The 13,666-nt window shown below is 70.9% G+C and carries 14 protein-coding genes; 10 read left to right on the forward strand and 4 right to left on the reverse strand.

The features are described from left to right. Positions 1-57 precede the first annotated feature (57 nt). Both ACZ68L_RS13970 and ACZ68L_RS13975 read left to right on the forward strand, forming a co-directional pair. Positions 58-798 (forward strand): helix-turn-helix domain-containing protein, encoded by a 741-nt coding sequence (locus tag ACZ68L_RS13970; RefSeq protein WP_469576932.1) that lies wholly within the window; start codon positions 58-60, stop codon positions 796-798. Between the two features lie 4 nt (positions 799-802). Beyond that, positions 803-1,273 carry an NUDIX domain-containing protein gene (locus ACZ68L_RS13975; RefSeq protein ID WP_469576933.1) on the forward strand — a complete coding sequence of 157 codons (471 nt, stop codon included), beginning with the start codon at positions 803-805 and terminating at the stop codon, positions 1,271-1,273. 152 nt (positions 1,274-1,425) lie between these two features. Here the strand turns inward: ACZ68L_RS13975 and ACZ68L_RS13980 are convergent, their stop codons facing one another. From ACZ68L_RS13980 to ACZ68L_RS13990, 3 genes are all read right to left on the reverse strand, one after another. Next, positions 1,426-2,016: an N-acetylmuramoyl-L-alanine amidase gene (locus tag ACZ68L_RS13980; RefSeq protein ID WP_469576934.1), complete on the reverse strand. Its 591-nt coding sequence runs from the start codon at positions 2,014-2,016 to the stop codon at positions 1,426-1,428. A gap of 136 nt (positions 2,017-2,152) precedes the next feature. Next, positions 2,153-3,349, reverse strand: a complete 1,197-nt coding sequence (locus ACZ68L_RS13985) for a globin domain-containing protein (RefSeq protein ID WP_469576935.1) — start codon at positions 3,347-3,349, stop codon at positions 2,153-2,155. A gap of 105 nt (positions 3,350-3,454) precedes the next feature. Then, a complete protein-coding gene (locus tag ACZ68L_RS13990; protein WP_469576937.1) occupies positions 3,455-3,904 on the reverse strand; it encodes an RrF2 family transcriptional regulator in 450 nt (149 codons plus the stop codon). A gap of 178 nt (positions 3,905-4,082) precedes the next feature. On the opposite strand from ACZ68L_RS13990, the gene ACZ68L_RS13995 reads away from it, so the two are divergent. From ACZ68L_RS13995 to ACZ68L_RS14015, 5 genes are all read left to right on the forward strand, one after another. Further along, a complete protein-coding gene (locus ACZ68L_RS13995; protein WP_469576938.1) occupies positions 4,083-5,489 on the forward strand; it encodes a family 2B encapsulin nanocompartment shell protein in 1,407 nt (468 codons plus the stop codon). Positions 5,490-5,650: 161 nt separating this feature from the next. Next, a complete protein-coding gene (locus ACZ68L_RS14000) occupies positions 5,651-6,709 on the forward strand; it encodes a family 2 encapsulin nanocompartment cargo protein polyprenyl transferase (RefSeq protein ID WP_469577245.1) in 1,059 nt (352 codons plus the stop codon). Positions 6,710-6,901: 192 nt separating this feature from the next. Next, a complete protein-coding gene (locus tag ACZ68L_RS14005) occupies positions 6,902-7,570 on the forward strand; it encodes a DUF6304 family protein (protein WP_469576940.1) in 669 nt (222 codons plus the stop codon). 266 nt (positions 7,571-7,836) lie between these two features. Further along, the gene (locus ACZ68L_RS14010; protein WP_469576942.1) at positions 7,837-8,820 is read left to right on the forward strand and encodes a DUF1648 domain-containing protein; all 984 of its coding nucleotides are present in this window, start codon (positions 7,837-7,839) and stop codon (positions 8,818-8,820) included. Between the two features lie 2 nt (positions 8,821-8,822). Continuing rightward, complete coding sequence (locus tag ACZ68L_RS14015; RefSeq protein WP_469576943.1) at positions 8,823-9,182, forward strand: GntR family transcriptional regulator; 360 nt, start codon at positions 8,823-8,825, stop codon at positions 9,180-9,182. Positions 9,183-9,318: 136 nt separating this feature from the next. Here the strand turns inward: ACZ68L_RS14015 and snpA are convergent, their stop codons facing one another. After that, positions 9,319-9,996 carry a snapalysin gene (snpA, locus tag ACZ68L_RS14020; protein WP_469576945.1) on the reverse strand — a complete coding sequence of 226 codons (678 nt, stop codon included), beginning with the start codon at positions 9,994-9,996 and terminating at the stop codon, positions 9,319-9,321. Between the two features lie 246 nt (positions 9,997-10,242). Here snpA and ACZ68L_RS14025 point away from each other — a divergent pair, with 246 nt between their 5' ends. The 3 genes from ACZ68L_RS14025 to ACZ68L_RS14035 form a co-directional block, all read left to right on the forward strand. Beyond that, positions 10,243-11,196, forward strand: coding sequence for a LysR family transcriptional regulator (locus ACZ68L_RS14025; RefSeq protein WP_469576947.1), 954 nt, complete (start codon positions 10,243-10,245; stop codon positions 11,194-11,196). An 86-nt stretch (positions 11,197-11,282) separates the two neighbouring features. Then, positions 11,283-12,290, forward strand: a complete 1,008-nt coding sequence (locus ACZ68L_RS14030) for an NAD-dependent epimerase/dehydratase family protein (RefSeq protein WP_469577246.1) — start codon at positions 11,283-11,285, stop codon at positions 12,288-12,290. Between the two features lie 151 nt (positions 12,291-12,441). Next, on the forward strand, positions 12,442-13,666 hold a 1,225-nt coding region (locus ACZ68L_RS14035; RefSeq protein ID WP_469576949.1), incomplete at its 3' end, for a choice-of-anchor A family protein.

The following is a 13,666-nucleotide window of genomic DNA, read 5'->3' on the forward strand; positions in this document are numbered from 1 at the left end:
GGGGGAACCTCGAACGTTCGGCACTTCGGGACGTCCCACAGCCTGTAGAACGTCCCCATGCAGAACGAGCGGTTAAGGGCTGTCATGGCATCCGGCGGCTGGACTCATGCCTCATTGGCCAGCGTGACGGGCGTGGACCCGAAGAGCGTGGAACGCTGGGTCAACCTCGGGCGCACCCCACGGCGGGCAACTGCACTCAAGGCGGCCGAGACGTTGGGCGAGGACATTCACGCCCTGTGGCCGGCGCTCCGACAAGCACGTGCAGCGCGGGCTGTCAGTCCGGAACTGGTCGCTCTGTACGACCAACGGGCAGACCTTCCCGTATCCGTGTTCGTGGATCTCCTCACGGCAGGGCGCGAGCGGATCGATGTCCTGGTCTACGCGGCGGTGTTCCTGCACGAGGCGTATCCCCGGTTGAACGATCTCCTGCGGGAGCGTGCTGCCGACGGGTGCGCAGTACGCATCGCAGTCGGTGACGCGGACAGCGAGAACGTCCAGCAGCGAGGGCAGGAAGAGAAGTTCGGGCACGGCATCGAATCCCGCTGCCGCCTCGCTCTCCTGCACTACCGGCCGTTGGCGAGCGTGCCGGGCATCGAACTCCGGACGCACGGCACGACGCTCTACAACAGCTTGTACCGGGCTGATGATCAGGTGTTGGTCAATGCCCACGTCTGGGGTGTGAATGCGTACGGTGCGCCCGTGTGGCACCTTCGCCGCCACGAATCCGGCGGCATGTTCGACACCTACGCGGACAGTTTCGATGCCGTGTGGGAGACAGCGCGCCCTGTGGAGGCATGACCCGATGGCCCGGACCGAGTACTTCGACGATCCCCAGGCGCCCGAGCCGAACAGCATGGTCGTGGCCGCATCGGCGGTGGTCACCGACAGCGAGGGCCGCCTCCTGCTGCAACGGCGCCGGGACAACGACCTGTGGGCACTGCCCGGCGGAGGGATGGACCTGGGTGACTCGCTGCCCGGCACGGCCGTCCGCGAGGTCAAGGAGGAGACCGGCCTCGACGTGGAGATCACGGGACTGGTCGGCACGTACACGGACCCCCGGCACATCATCGAGTACAGCGACGGCGAGGTGAGGCGACAGTTCAACGTCTGCTTCACGGCCCGCATCACGGGCGGAGAACTGGCCCTCTCCGACGAGAGCACGGAACTGCGGTTCGTGGCACCGGCCGACCTCGATGCGTTGCCCATACACCACACCCAACGCATGCGCCTCCAACACTTCTTGGAGCGCCGTCCAGCGCCGTACCTCGGCTAACCATGTCCGGGCGTGATGGCTCCCTCGCCACGCTGACGGGCTGCCCGTCCTCGGAGCACCGGCCGCAGGCGGGACAGGTCGAGCACTTCGGAAGGCATGACGTCATTGTCGTCGGGCTGTACCGAGCCGGGCCCGGGAGGGGCGGGCACGGATCATTTCAGGCGGTCCTGGATCCGGTCCCGCATGGAGTCCATCGTGAAGCCGCGGGGATCGATCTTGCCGGGCTGCCACTCCTTGTGGCCGATCACCGAGCGTGAGGTCCAGCCGGGGTGGCGGCAGATCGCGGCGGCGGCCTTCTCGATGCCTTCGAGCTGGGCGTCGGGCCAGGGGTCCTTGCCGTCGCCGAGGTTCTCGCACTCGAAGCCGTAGAAGTGCCGGTTCCCGTCCGTGCCGGCCTCGTTGTCGGCGGGGAGGCGCTTCTCGGCGACGACGGCGCGCAGTACGTCGGCGTCGCCGAGTCCGGCGTGGTTGGCCCTGCCGCAGCCGACCAGATGGACCCGCCCGTCCTTGGTGATCACGCCGTGGCAGAGCGGGCCGGGGAGTTCCGGAGCGCCGTCACGGCAGATACGGACGGTGGACTCGGTGCCCTCGGTGACCGTGTGGGGGATCATCACTCCGTCGACCGGGCCCCAGGGGCCCTTGTGGTTGCGGTGGTGAGTACGCCAGTCACCGACCTGGACGACAGTGAGCCCCTCGTTCATCAGGGCTTCCAGGAACGTGCTCGCGGGCATGGGTGCGGACATGGCCGACTCCTTGTGCGCGTGGGGGGCGGGTCCTTGTTGCGCTTTTACCGGAATGTCGCTCTCCAGGCCATCTCCGGACCGGTTGTTCGGATCGTGAGCGAGTCGATCCGGTCAACCCCGCGAGGACGGGCCGGGTTCAGTCCTGCGCGAGCCACAGGTCGGGGCCGAAGACCTCGTAGTGGATGTCGGCCGCCGGTACCCCCTTGGCCAGCAACTGGGTGCGCACGGTACGCATGAAGGGCAGCGGACCGCAGAGGTAGGCGTGGGTGCCCGTGGCGATCGCGAGGCCGCTCAGGTCGACCAGTCCGGTGCGGTCGGCGCGGTGGCCGGGCTCCGGGTTCTCGTACCAGAAGTGGGCCGCGGCGTCGGCGAGTTTGCCGGTGAGCAGGGCGTGATCGGTGCGCAGCGCGTGGTCGGCGGGGGAGCGGTCGCCGTGCACGACGGTGACCGGGGCGCGGTGGCCGGTCGCCGCGAGGTGTTCCAGCATCGAGAGCATCGGGGTGCAGCCGATGCCCGCGGAGGCGAGCAGCAGCGGGGCGTCCGCGGAATCGAGTACGAGGTCGCCGTACGGGGCGGAGACCCGCAGCCGGTCACCGGCTCCGACCTCGGCGTGGAGGTGGCGGGAGACCTCGCCGTCGGGCGATCCGCCGCCGTGCACCCGCTTGACGGTGATCGAGCGCAGCGGCGAGCCCGGGGCGCTGGAAAGGCTGTACTGGCGGATCTGGCGGGCGCCGTCGGGGAGTTCCACCTGTACGGAGACGTACTGACCGGGGCGGAAGGCGGGGGCGGGGGAGCCGTCGGCCGGCCGGAGCTGGAAGGTGGCGACGTCCGCGGTCTCCTCGATCCGGGCGACCACCTCCCACTCGCGCCACACGTCCCCGGCGACGATGCCGCGCTGCGCGTACAGCCGCTCCTCGATCGAGATCAGGGCGCCCGCCATCAGCCAGTAGACCTCGTCCCAGGCGGCGGCGACCTCCGGGGTGACCGCGTCGCCGAGGACCTCGGCGATGGCGGCGAAAAGATGCGTGTGCACGATGTCGTACTGCGCGGGGGTGATGCCGAGCGAGGCGTGCTTGTGGGCGATCCGGCCGAGCATCACGTCGGGGCGGGTGTCCGGCTGCTCGACCAGCTGGGTCGCGAAGGCGGCGATGGAGCCCGCGAGGGCCTGGCGCTGGGCGCCGGACGCCTGGTTGCCGCGGTTGAAGAGGTCGCGCAGCAGCTCGGGGTGGGCGTCGAAGAGCTTGCGGTAGAAGAGGTCGGCGATGTCCCCGATGGCCGCCCCCACGGCGGGGAGGGTGGCGCGGACAGTGGCGGTCGACGTCTCGGAGAGCATCGGTGGACTCCTGAATCTGTAATTGGTATTTGAGATTCTTATTTTTGGGCGCACGGAACCAGGTGGTGGCGCCGGGGGTGTGGTGTGCGGTGGTCCGGCCCGGGATCAGTCGGGGGCCGGGCGGCGGCTGCTGATGCCGATCAGCAACGGCCCGGTGGGGGAGGCGACGAGTTCGGCGACGGTGATCGGGTCGAGCGAGGCGTAGAAGGCCTCCTCCGCCAGGCGCAGCGCGCCACGCAGCCGGCAGGCCGCGCGCAGAGGGCACGGGGTGGAGCCCTCGCAGTCGACGACGTCGCCGGGTCCTTCGAGCTCCCGGACGAGCGCGCCGATGGAGGCGGACCGGCCTGCTCCGGTGAGGCTGAGTCCGCCGCCGCGGCCCCGGCGTGCCTCGATGAGACCGAGATGCTGGAGCTTGGCGACGACCTTCGCGGTGTGGGTGTACGGCACCTCCATGGTGGCCGCCACCTCTCGCGTGGTCGGCGGATCCTCGTTCTTCACGACGGCGAGGCGCATCAGTACGCGCAGCGCCACGTCGGTGAATCTCGTCAGCCGCATGACCGCCACGTTAGATAACTTGCATTGAGGATGCAAATTATCGCCGCCCGTGGGCATCGCTGAGCGTCGTGCCCAGCCCAAAGGCCGGTTAGTCGCACTCATTTGTGTAATGGCGCGCCGACTCTCCGTGCTGAAAGGCTTCTTCGCGCAGGTCGACCAATGATCGAGAGGGCGTCACATGTCCGTTGGTGAAGAGGTTCAGAACACGCCGGTGCCGCCGCAGCAGAGTCTGGGCACGGCGGCGGCGCGGAACCTCGCGACGACCACCAAGTCCGCTCCGCAGATGCAGGAGATCAGCTCGCGGTGGCTGCTGAAGATGCTGCCGTGGGTGCAGGTGCAGGGCGGTACGTACCGGGTGAACCGGAGGCTGAGCCACTTGGTGGGGGACGGCCGGGTGACCTTCGTGCAGACCGGTGACCGGGTCTCGGTCATCCCGGCCGAGCTCGGAGAGCTCCCGGCTCTGCGGGACTTCGGTGACGAAGAGGTGCTCGGTGAGCTGGCCCGGCGGTGCGAGCAGCGTGACATCGCCGCCGGCCGGGTGCTGGCCACCACCGGGGACGCGGCGGACCGCGTCTTCCTGCTGGCGCACGGCAAGGTCGAGAAGGTCGGCACCGGCCCGTACGGGGACGAGACGGTGCTCGGGGTCCACGCCGACGGGGCCTACTTCGGCGACCACGCCCTGATCGACGGCGACGCCGTGTGGGAGTACACCGCCCGCGCCGTCACCGACTGCAAGGTGCTGACGCTCCGGCGGGCCGATGTGCTCAACCTCGCCGAGCGCGCTGGCTCGCTCCGCGCCCATCTCGCCGGACTGCTCAGCGTTCCGAAGCAGCGCACCAACAAGTACGGCGAGGCGGAGATCGACCTCTCCGCCGGCCATGTCGGCGAAGCCGTCGTCCCGCACACGTACGTCGACTACGAGGCGGCGCCACGCGAGTACGAACTGAGCGTCGCCCAGACCGTGCTGAAGGTCCACAGCCGGGTCGCCGACCTCTACAACCAGCCCATGAACCAGACCGAGCAGCAGTTGCGGCTCACGGTCGAGGCGCTGCGCGAGCGCCAGGAACACGAGCTGATCAACAACCGCGAGTTCGGTCTGCTCAACAACTGCGACTACGGGCAGCGCCTCCAGCCGCACGACGGCGTGCCCGGCCCCGACGACATGGACGAGCTGCTCTCGCGCCGCCGCGGCTCGAAGCTCTTCCTCGCCCACCCGAAGGCCATCGCCGCATTCGGCCGCGAGTGCAACAGGCGCGGTCTGGTGCCGGAGACCGTAGACGTCGGCGGACACCGTGTGCCGGCCTGGCGGGGCGTACCGATCTTCCCGTCCAACAAGATCCCGGTCAGCGACGCCCGGACCACGTCGATCATCTGCATGAGGACGGGTGAGGACGAGCAGGGCGTCATCGGACTCCACCAGACCGGCATCCCGGACGAGATCGAGCCCAGTCTGTCCGTCCGCTTCATGGGCATCGACGCGCAGGCGATCATCTCCTACCTGGTGACGGCCTACTACTCGGCGGCCATCCTCGTGCCGGACGCTCTCGGCGTGCTGGAAAACGTCGAGGTCGGCCGCCGGCGGTAGACCCTCGGGGCCCGGACGGCCGTGTCCGGGCCCCGTCAACCTCCGCCACCGGGCAGCCGTGCCCGGGGCGGCCTCGGGAGGACGTCCCAGTGAAGACCCATCACGCACCCCCATCACCCACCCCCCGGGCCCCGGGGGACGACGATCCGGTCGCCCGGGCCATTCAGGGGCCCGAGGCCGCGGCCCCCCTCCCGGCCACGCAGGGGCAGGAAGCCGCGGTCCTTCTCGAACAGACCCGGGTCCTCGTCGATCCCCAACTGCGCGCCGCCGTCGAATCCTTGCCCGGATCGCTCCGCCGGGTGGCGATGTACCACTTCGGCTGGCAGGAGGCCGACGGCACCCCGTCCACGGCGCGGGCGGGCAAGGCGATCAGACCCGCGCTCGTCCTGGCCGCCGCCCGCGCGCTGGGCGGCGATCCGCAGCGGGCGGTACGGGCGGCCGTCGCCGTGGAGCTGGCCCACAACTTCACCCTGCTGCACGACGACATCATCGACGAGGACCGGACCCGTCGGCACCGGCCCACCGCCTGGGCGGTCTTCGGTATCCCGGACGCCGTCATCACCGGCGACGCCATGCTCGCCCTCGCCCAGCGGCTGCTGGCCGAGGACACCGACCCTGCCTCGGCCCGCGCCTCGGCAAGGCTCTCGGCCTGCGTCATCGAGCTGTGCGCGGGCCAGCAGGCCGACTGCGCCTTCGAGGACCGGGGGCCGGACGAGGTCTCGCTCGACGAGTGCCTGACCATGGCCATCGCCAAGACGGGCGCGCTGCTCGGCTGCGCCTGTGCGCTGGGAGCCCTGTACGCCGGTGCGGGGGAGCGGGCGGTCGGCGCGATGGACGGATTCGGCCGGGAGGCCGGTCTCGCCTTCCAGCTCATCGACGATCTGATCGGGATCTGGGGGGATTCGGCACAGACCGGGAAACCGGTCGGGGCGGATCTCGTCGCCCACAAGAAATCCCTGCCCGTGGTCGCCGCACTGACCTCCGCCACTCCCGCGGCGGCCGAACTCGCCGAGCTCTACCGGGGATCCATGAACACACCCGGCGAGATCGGCCGCGCCGCCGACGCCGTCGACCGGGCCGGCGGCCGGGACTGGGCACAGGTCTGCGCGGCGGACCGGATGGCGCGCGCGGTCCACCACCTGTCCCGGGCGGTCCCCGACCTGGCCCCGGCGGGCGACCTCCTGACCCTGGCGGAGTTCGTCACCCGCCGGACGCACTGAGCCGGGGGCGGAAAGGAGGAAACGGTACGCGCGGCGGTGGTGGAGGCGGTGCTCCGAAGGGGGCGGAGGGCGCGGAGCGGTGGAGGGGGCGGAGGAAGGAGAACGGAGCAAGGGGCCGAGGTCACAAGGCCCGTGAGGTGAAGAGGAGGGCGACCGGGCGACTGTCATGGGCACGGGCTACAGTCCGTGCCCATGACAGATGAGTCATGGGCAGGGTGGTACCGGGACCGGCAGGGTTCCGACGCGGTCATCCTCACCACCGACGGACAGCAACTCCGCCTCCGGATCAGGGGCATCGACTTCGAGGGCGAAAGCTTCGACGGCCTCACCCCGGTGGCCGGCACTCCACCCGCCGACGGCCTGTTCGCCCTGGTGGACGGCGCTTTGGGCGATTGTGTCCTGGAGTGGGACCTGCCGCTCCCGGTCCTCTGGGACGAAGCCGTCCACCAGGCCACGCTCAGCTGCCTGTTGTCGCTGCGCCGCCCCGATCCGTACCTCCACCTGGAGCTGCAGTTCGGCGGGGCCGCCTACGGATCCCACCGCGCGGAGAGCGACTTCGCGTCCGCCCTCGCCACGATCCAGCGCGCCCTGCCGCCCGGGGTGCGCCTCCAGACCTGCATAGCCTGCGCCTTCTCCGACTACTTCCCGGCCCCCGGCCGGGGCCTTTCCGGCGGTCTCGCGTGCTTCCGGGGCGCCAAGGACGCCTACCGCGGGGCGGCCGGTGAGGGCGATGTCGTGGACCTCTGGGACCGGCGCACCGGATTCGTCCAGGAGGTCTGGAGCTGCCGCGAGTACGAGCCCCGCCCGGACCGGGGTGCCGGAACCGGCCATCGGGGCGCCTTCCCGCTGGAGCTGGCCTGATCTTCCTTGCCCCACCGCTGAAACCGTCCCGCACCGGAACCGCTCCGGTGCGGGACGGTTTCGTTGTTCCACGCCCGGGGAGCCCCCGGCCACCGCCGGGTCGAACGTGGTGCGCGGACCTCTCCGCGGCAGACATCGATCCCCCGTCGTCGCTTTGGACGTTGCCACCCGTGGGGCCGCCCGATGCGGTGGAGGTCTGGCCGGCGCTTGCCACAATCTTGTCGGCCCTCCATTGTTCTACTAGCATGCGAACAATGGAGGTTTTCATGATGCGTAAGAACCTGGGCCGCGCGACGCTCGTCGCCCTGCCGTTCCTGCTCGCGCTCGTCGCCGACCTGGTCCTGTTCGCCACCTTGCACGACCGGTTGCCCGAGCAGCTGGCCAGCCACTTCCAGGCCGACGGCCGGGGGAACGGGTACATGGGGCAGGCGGGGTACGTCGTGACCAATGTCTTGTTGTTCGTCGCGATCGGGGGGCTGTGGACCCTCATGGTGGTGCGGGGGAAGTTCTACGGGCGCGCCCACCGTCGGCTGACCGCCGGTGGTTATGCCTTCGCCGGGTTCCTCGGCTGGGTGATGGCCGCCGTGCTGATCGCCAACGTGGATGTCGCTGAGAACGCGCGGGGCGACGCCCAAGGGGTGTCGTTCCCGATGTGGCAGCTTGCCGTCGCTCTGGGGGTCGCCGTGCTCGCCGGGGGGCTGGGGCTGTTGATCGCCGCGCTCACCCCCGTACCGGAGCAGTCGGCCGAGGCCGTGCCGGCCGGAGACGGAGCGCGGATCACGCTCGCCGACGGGGAGGTCGCCGGATGGGCGCGCGGCGCCGGGGGCTGGTGGCTGCCGCTGATCGCGCTCGCGCTCGTGGTCGGCGGAGTGGTGGTGCTGTTCGTCTCGGGCTGGGTGGCCGCGCTGCCTCCGCTGATCCTGGGTGTGCTACTGGCCGTGTTCGCCCGGCCGTACGTCGTGGTGGACCGGCGCGGCATCACCATCTCGGGCATGCTCCCCTGGCCGCGCGTGAGGGTGCCGCTCGACCGGATCGAGACGGCTACCAGCCGGCACGTCAACCCCCTCACGGAGTACGGCGGCTGGGGCTACCGCATCCGCCCGGGGCGGACCGGTGTCATGATCCGCTCCGGTGAGGGCATCGTGGCGACACTGGCCGGCGGCCGGGAGTTCGCGGTGACCGTCGACGACTCGGCGACCGCGGCCGCACTCCTCAACACCCTGATCGACCAGCGACGGGCGGAGCACTGACCATGCTGTTCCGGGTCGATCCCACCTCCACCGTGCCGCTCGGCGATCAGATCGCGGCATCCGTGCGCCGCGCCGTCGCCGACGGGACGGTGGAGTCGGGCGAGCGCCTGCCCGCCGCGCGGGTGCTCGCCGAGTCCCTCGGTGTCAACGTCCATACGGTGCTGCGGGGTTATCAGCAGCTCCGCGAGGAGGGGCTGATCGAACTGCGCCGTGGGCGCGGCGCGGTCGTCACAGGAGGCGCGTCCCCGCACCGGGCCCGACTGCTGGGGCGTGTACGCGAAGTGGTGTCGGACGCCCGTGAGTTGGGAATGACGGAGGACGAGCTGCTGGCCCTGGTCCGTACCGCGCTCAACAGCCCGTAGACCGGGGCGGGCCGTGACGGCGGCCCCGGGCGTGGCCGCAGGTCGCCGGGTTGCTCCTTCCTCCTTCGTCCGCGGGCCCAGGGGGCCACCCCGTCCTACGAGGTGGCCGCCTGGGCCGTTGAGCTGCCGGGCGGTGTCAGGAGGAGCTGTGCGCGAGCACGGCCGCGAAGCCGTTCTGCCACAGGTAGTTCACCTGGCCGCGCTCGTTCGCGTTGGGGTAGGGGTTCGTACAGGACGGGCCGGGACCGCCGCCCGACATCAGCTCGCTGCACGGACCGGAGTAGTGATCCGGCAGGCCGAGCACATGGCCGGTCTCGTGGGCGGTGACGCGGGTCGAGTTGTACTGCTGGTTCTGCGCGTAGTCGAGGAAGATGTAGCCGTTGCCGTGCCCGTCGGTGCTGGCGTACGAGCCGCTCGGGTCGTTGCCCTCGTAGTAGGCGAAGTCGGCGTTCGAGCCTTCCTGCAGCCGGACGTTGGACACCGAGCTGTTCCAGATCTGCGCGCTGTTGGCTATCTGGGTGCGGAAGCTCGGCGCGTTGGCGGTGCTGTAGACGATGGTGACCGCCTGGGCGCCGGGGTTGGCCGCCCGCTTCTCGGCGACGGACTTGGCGACCGCCTCGAAGAACGCCTTGTTGGCGGCGGCGCTCTCGTGCGACCCGGAGTGGGCGGTGTAGCCCGCGTGTTCCGCCGAGGCGGCGGCGGGCGGTGCGGCGGGTGCGGGAGAGGCGGCGATGGCGGGTGCGGTGCCCAGCGCGGCCGCGAGTCCGAAGCCGAGGCCGACCACGGCCGACAGGACGGTCCTGGGGTGTCTCATGGGGGGTCTCCTACCGATTACCGATCCGATGAACCCGTCCGATGATCGGACTCGGACGGGAGGCGGTACGGAGAGAGTGTCGGGGAGCGGAAGCCGTGGCGGATGATGTCAACCGGCGATAGCGCCGGCCTATCGCCACCCCCGGTACTGTCGACGAAGCATTCGACAACTCCCGGTGAATTAAAGGGTTTTGATGGGATTGTGGCGTCTGGTGCGTCAGCCGCCCGCCGCCCTACGCTCGACGGCATGGAGCTTGAGGTGAGACACCTCAGGGCGCTGTGCGCCATCGCCGACACGGGCAGCCTGCACCGAGCGGCCCGCGCACTGGGCGTGAGTCAGCCCTCCCTGACCACCCAGCTGCGCCGGATCGAGAACGCTCTGGGCGCCGAGTTGTTCCGCCGGGAACGGACCGGCTGCCGGCCGACGTTGCTCGGCCGTGCCGTCCTCAGCCGGGCCCGCCCCCTGGTCGACGGGATGACCGCCCTGGTCAGCGACGCGAAGGCGGAGGCCGACGCGGTCCGCTCCTCCGGCCCGCGGCTGCGCATCGGCTGCACCGCCAGCCGGGTCATCGGCGGCTGGCTGCGCAGGCTGCGGCTCCGGCTGCCCGACACGGACATTTCGCTGCGGGTCGACGTATCGGCCAGCGCGCTGCTGCGCACGGTCGAGGCGGGCGGGCTCGACGTCGCCTTCGTGCACGAGGTCGAGGGCTGCCCGCTGACCGTCCCGGAGGGCCTGGTGCAGCGCGTACTCCTGGACCGTGAACCGCAGTTCATCTCCATGGCTCGGGATCATCCGGCCGCCGCCCGGCCCGTGGTCGACCTCGGGGACCTGGCCGCCGACCGGTGGATGGTCGACCCCACCGTCGACGGCGAATGGGACGGGCTGCGCCGGGTGTTCGGAGAGGCAGGCCTCGCGCCGACCGTTCTGCACGGCGACTACCTCACCGCCGCGTCCCTGGTCGTGCTCGGCGAAGCGGTCGCCCCCTGCCAGCCCACCTCCGGGCCACGCGACGACATGGCGATCCGGCCGCTGCGTGACGACCCCCTCGCGGTACGGCTGCTGCTGGTGTCCCGACCGGGCGCCGACATGGCGGCGGTGTATGCGGAACTGGAGGCGGCCTACCGGGAGGCGGCCCAGCGCGCGGCCGGGTACCACCAGTGGCTGCTGCGCAACCGCAGTCCGCTCGCCCGCACACCGTGACGGACCGCTGTCCCATTCCGCCGAGAGCGAGGAACGGTTCCGGTCCGGGCGTCCGGCGGGCAGAGTCGGATCCCATGAGGCTTCTGATGCTGGGCGGAACGGAATTCGTCGGCCGCGCCGTCACCGAGGCGGCGCTCGCGCGCGGCTGGGAGGTGACGGTGTTCCACCGGGGCCGTCACGCGCCCCCGCCGGGCGTGACGGAACTCCTCGGCGACCGCACCGCCGACGGCGGCCTCGCCGCGCTGGCCGGGGCCGCCGGTCGCGGCGGGGACGCGGATGTCTGGGACCTGGTCGTCGACACCTGGAGCGGTGCCCCCTCGGCCGTACGGGACGCGGCCCGTCTGCTGGCCGGCCGGGCCGCCCGGTACGCGTACGTCTCCAGCCGTTCCGTGTACGACCACCCGGCCCCGGCCGGTCTGCCCGAGGACGGCCCGCTGGTGGCCGGTGCCTCGCCCGACGCCGGTGGGGACATCCCGTATCCGCTGGCCAAACGCGGCGGGGAACTGGCCGCGCTCGACGCCTTCGGGGACCGCGCCCTGCTGGCCCGCGCGGGGCTGATCCTGGGGCCGGGGGAGAACATCGGCAGGCTGCCCTGGTGGCTGCTGCGGATCGCCCGCGGCGGACCTGTACTGGCCCCCGGGACACCCGACCTGATGCTTCAGTACATCGACGCCCGCGACCTCGCCGACTGGCTCCTGGACGCCGGCCGCGCCGGTCTGCACGGGCCGTACAACCTGGTCAGCCGACCGGGTCACGCGAGCATGGGGCAGCTGCTGGAAGCCTGTGTACGCGCCACCGGCTCCGCTGCGGAACTCCGCTGGATCCCCGCGGAGACCATCCTGGCGGCCGGGGTGGAGCCCTGGAGCGAGCTGCCGGTCTGGCTGCCGCCGGGCGAGTTGTACGACACCGTGCACCGGGGCGATGTCAGCAAGGCGCATGCGGCCGGTCTGCGCTGCCGGCCGGTCGAGGAGACGGTCGCCGACACCTGGAAGTGGCTGGGGGAGTTGGGCGGCGTGGCCCCGCGACGGCCGGACCGGGCCCCGGTCGGCCTGGACCCGCGGGTGGAGGCCGAACTGCTGTCGGACACGGCCTGACGCGCGTACGCACATGTGGCGTGCGCCGTTGCGCTCCCGAGCGCGCGGCCTGCTCCGACTGCGCCTCGCGTATCGGGGTATCCGGGTAGATCAGACACCGAACGGCGTGCCATGACAATCATTTATTCAAAAAAGCTGCATATTGCCCTCTATGCCATCACATGCGCGTAGACGCGGCACAAGTATCCGGGCGGCGGTGGTCGTGTCGGCGGCTGCGGCGATGGTGGGCACGCTCGCGTCCACCGCCGTCGCCGATCCGCTGCCCGGCGGCCTCGGCCCGTGTCTGGGAAACGACTGTCCGACGACCTGGCCCGACCCGAGCAATCGGCCCGTCACCGAGCACGACAGCAACATCAACATCTTCGTCGGCGGTGACTTCCTGGTCCGGGAGGCCGCCGCCGACGCCGAGGGGAAGATCGTCACCCTCGGCAATTTCGACATGGCCGAACGTGCGGGCGCCTCGCAGATCTACAACGTCGGCGTCGCGGGCGTGGGGTCCCGGGTGCCGCCGCCCAATGATTCCGACTATCCGACCGTGGGCGGCGACCTGACCGTGGCGACCGGTGAGCGGCTGCTCGCCGAGGAAGGTCCGAACCACGGCGTGGTGAAGTACGCCCAGAACCTCGGCGGAACGGTGATTCCGGCGGCGGTCAAGGACGCCGGGGCCACGGCGCCGTACACCGCGCTGCGCGACCAGTTGACCGCGGCCAGCCACTGCTACGCGTACGACGACAACAAGGACCACCGCCGTCCGGCCACGGGCACCGTGCAGAACAACGGCTCCGAGACCGTCTTCACCGGTGACGGCAGCTCCGCGCTCCAGGTCTTCACCGTGGACGCCGATGTGACGTCGGCCCAGGGCGGGCAGCAGGGCATCACGTTCAACGGCATTCCGGACGGCGCGACCGTGCTGGTCAACGTCTACGGCAGCAGCCGCAACATCAGCACGCTGATGGGCTCGCTGCCCCAGGCCGGGCTCCGCGAACACCTGATGTGGAACTTCCCCGACGCCACCGAGATCGGGCTGGAGGGCACCGGCCAGTTCCAGGGCAGCGTACTGGTCGGCAACCGGTCGAGCGTGACGACGCTCGCGATGAGCGGCACCAACGGCCGTTTCTACACAGCGGGTTCACTGACCCACACCTCCGAGGGGGAGTCCGGCGGCCAGGAGCTGCACGCTTATCCCTTCGACGGGGATTTGCCGACCTGTGGCGAGGAGTCAACCCCGACCCTGACCCCCACGCCGTCGGAATCGGACAAGCCGGGTCATGAGGGGCCGGACAAGCCGGGTCATGAGGGGCCGGACAAGCCGGGTCATGAGGGGCCGGACAAGCCGGGTCATGAGGGGCCGGACAAGCCGGGTCATGAGGGGGTAC

The sequence above is a fragment of the Streptomyces sp. NPDC104309 genome (assembly GCF_055584025.1).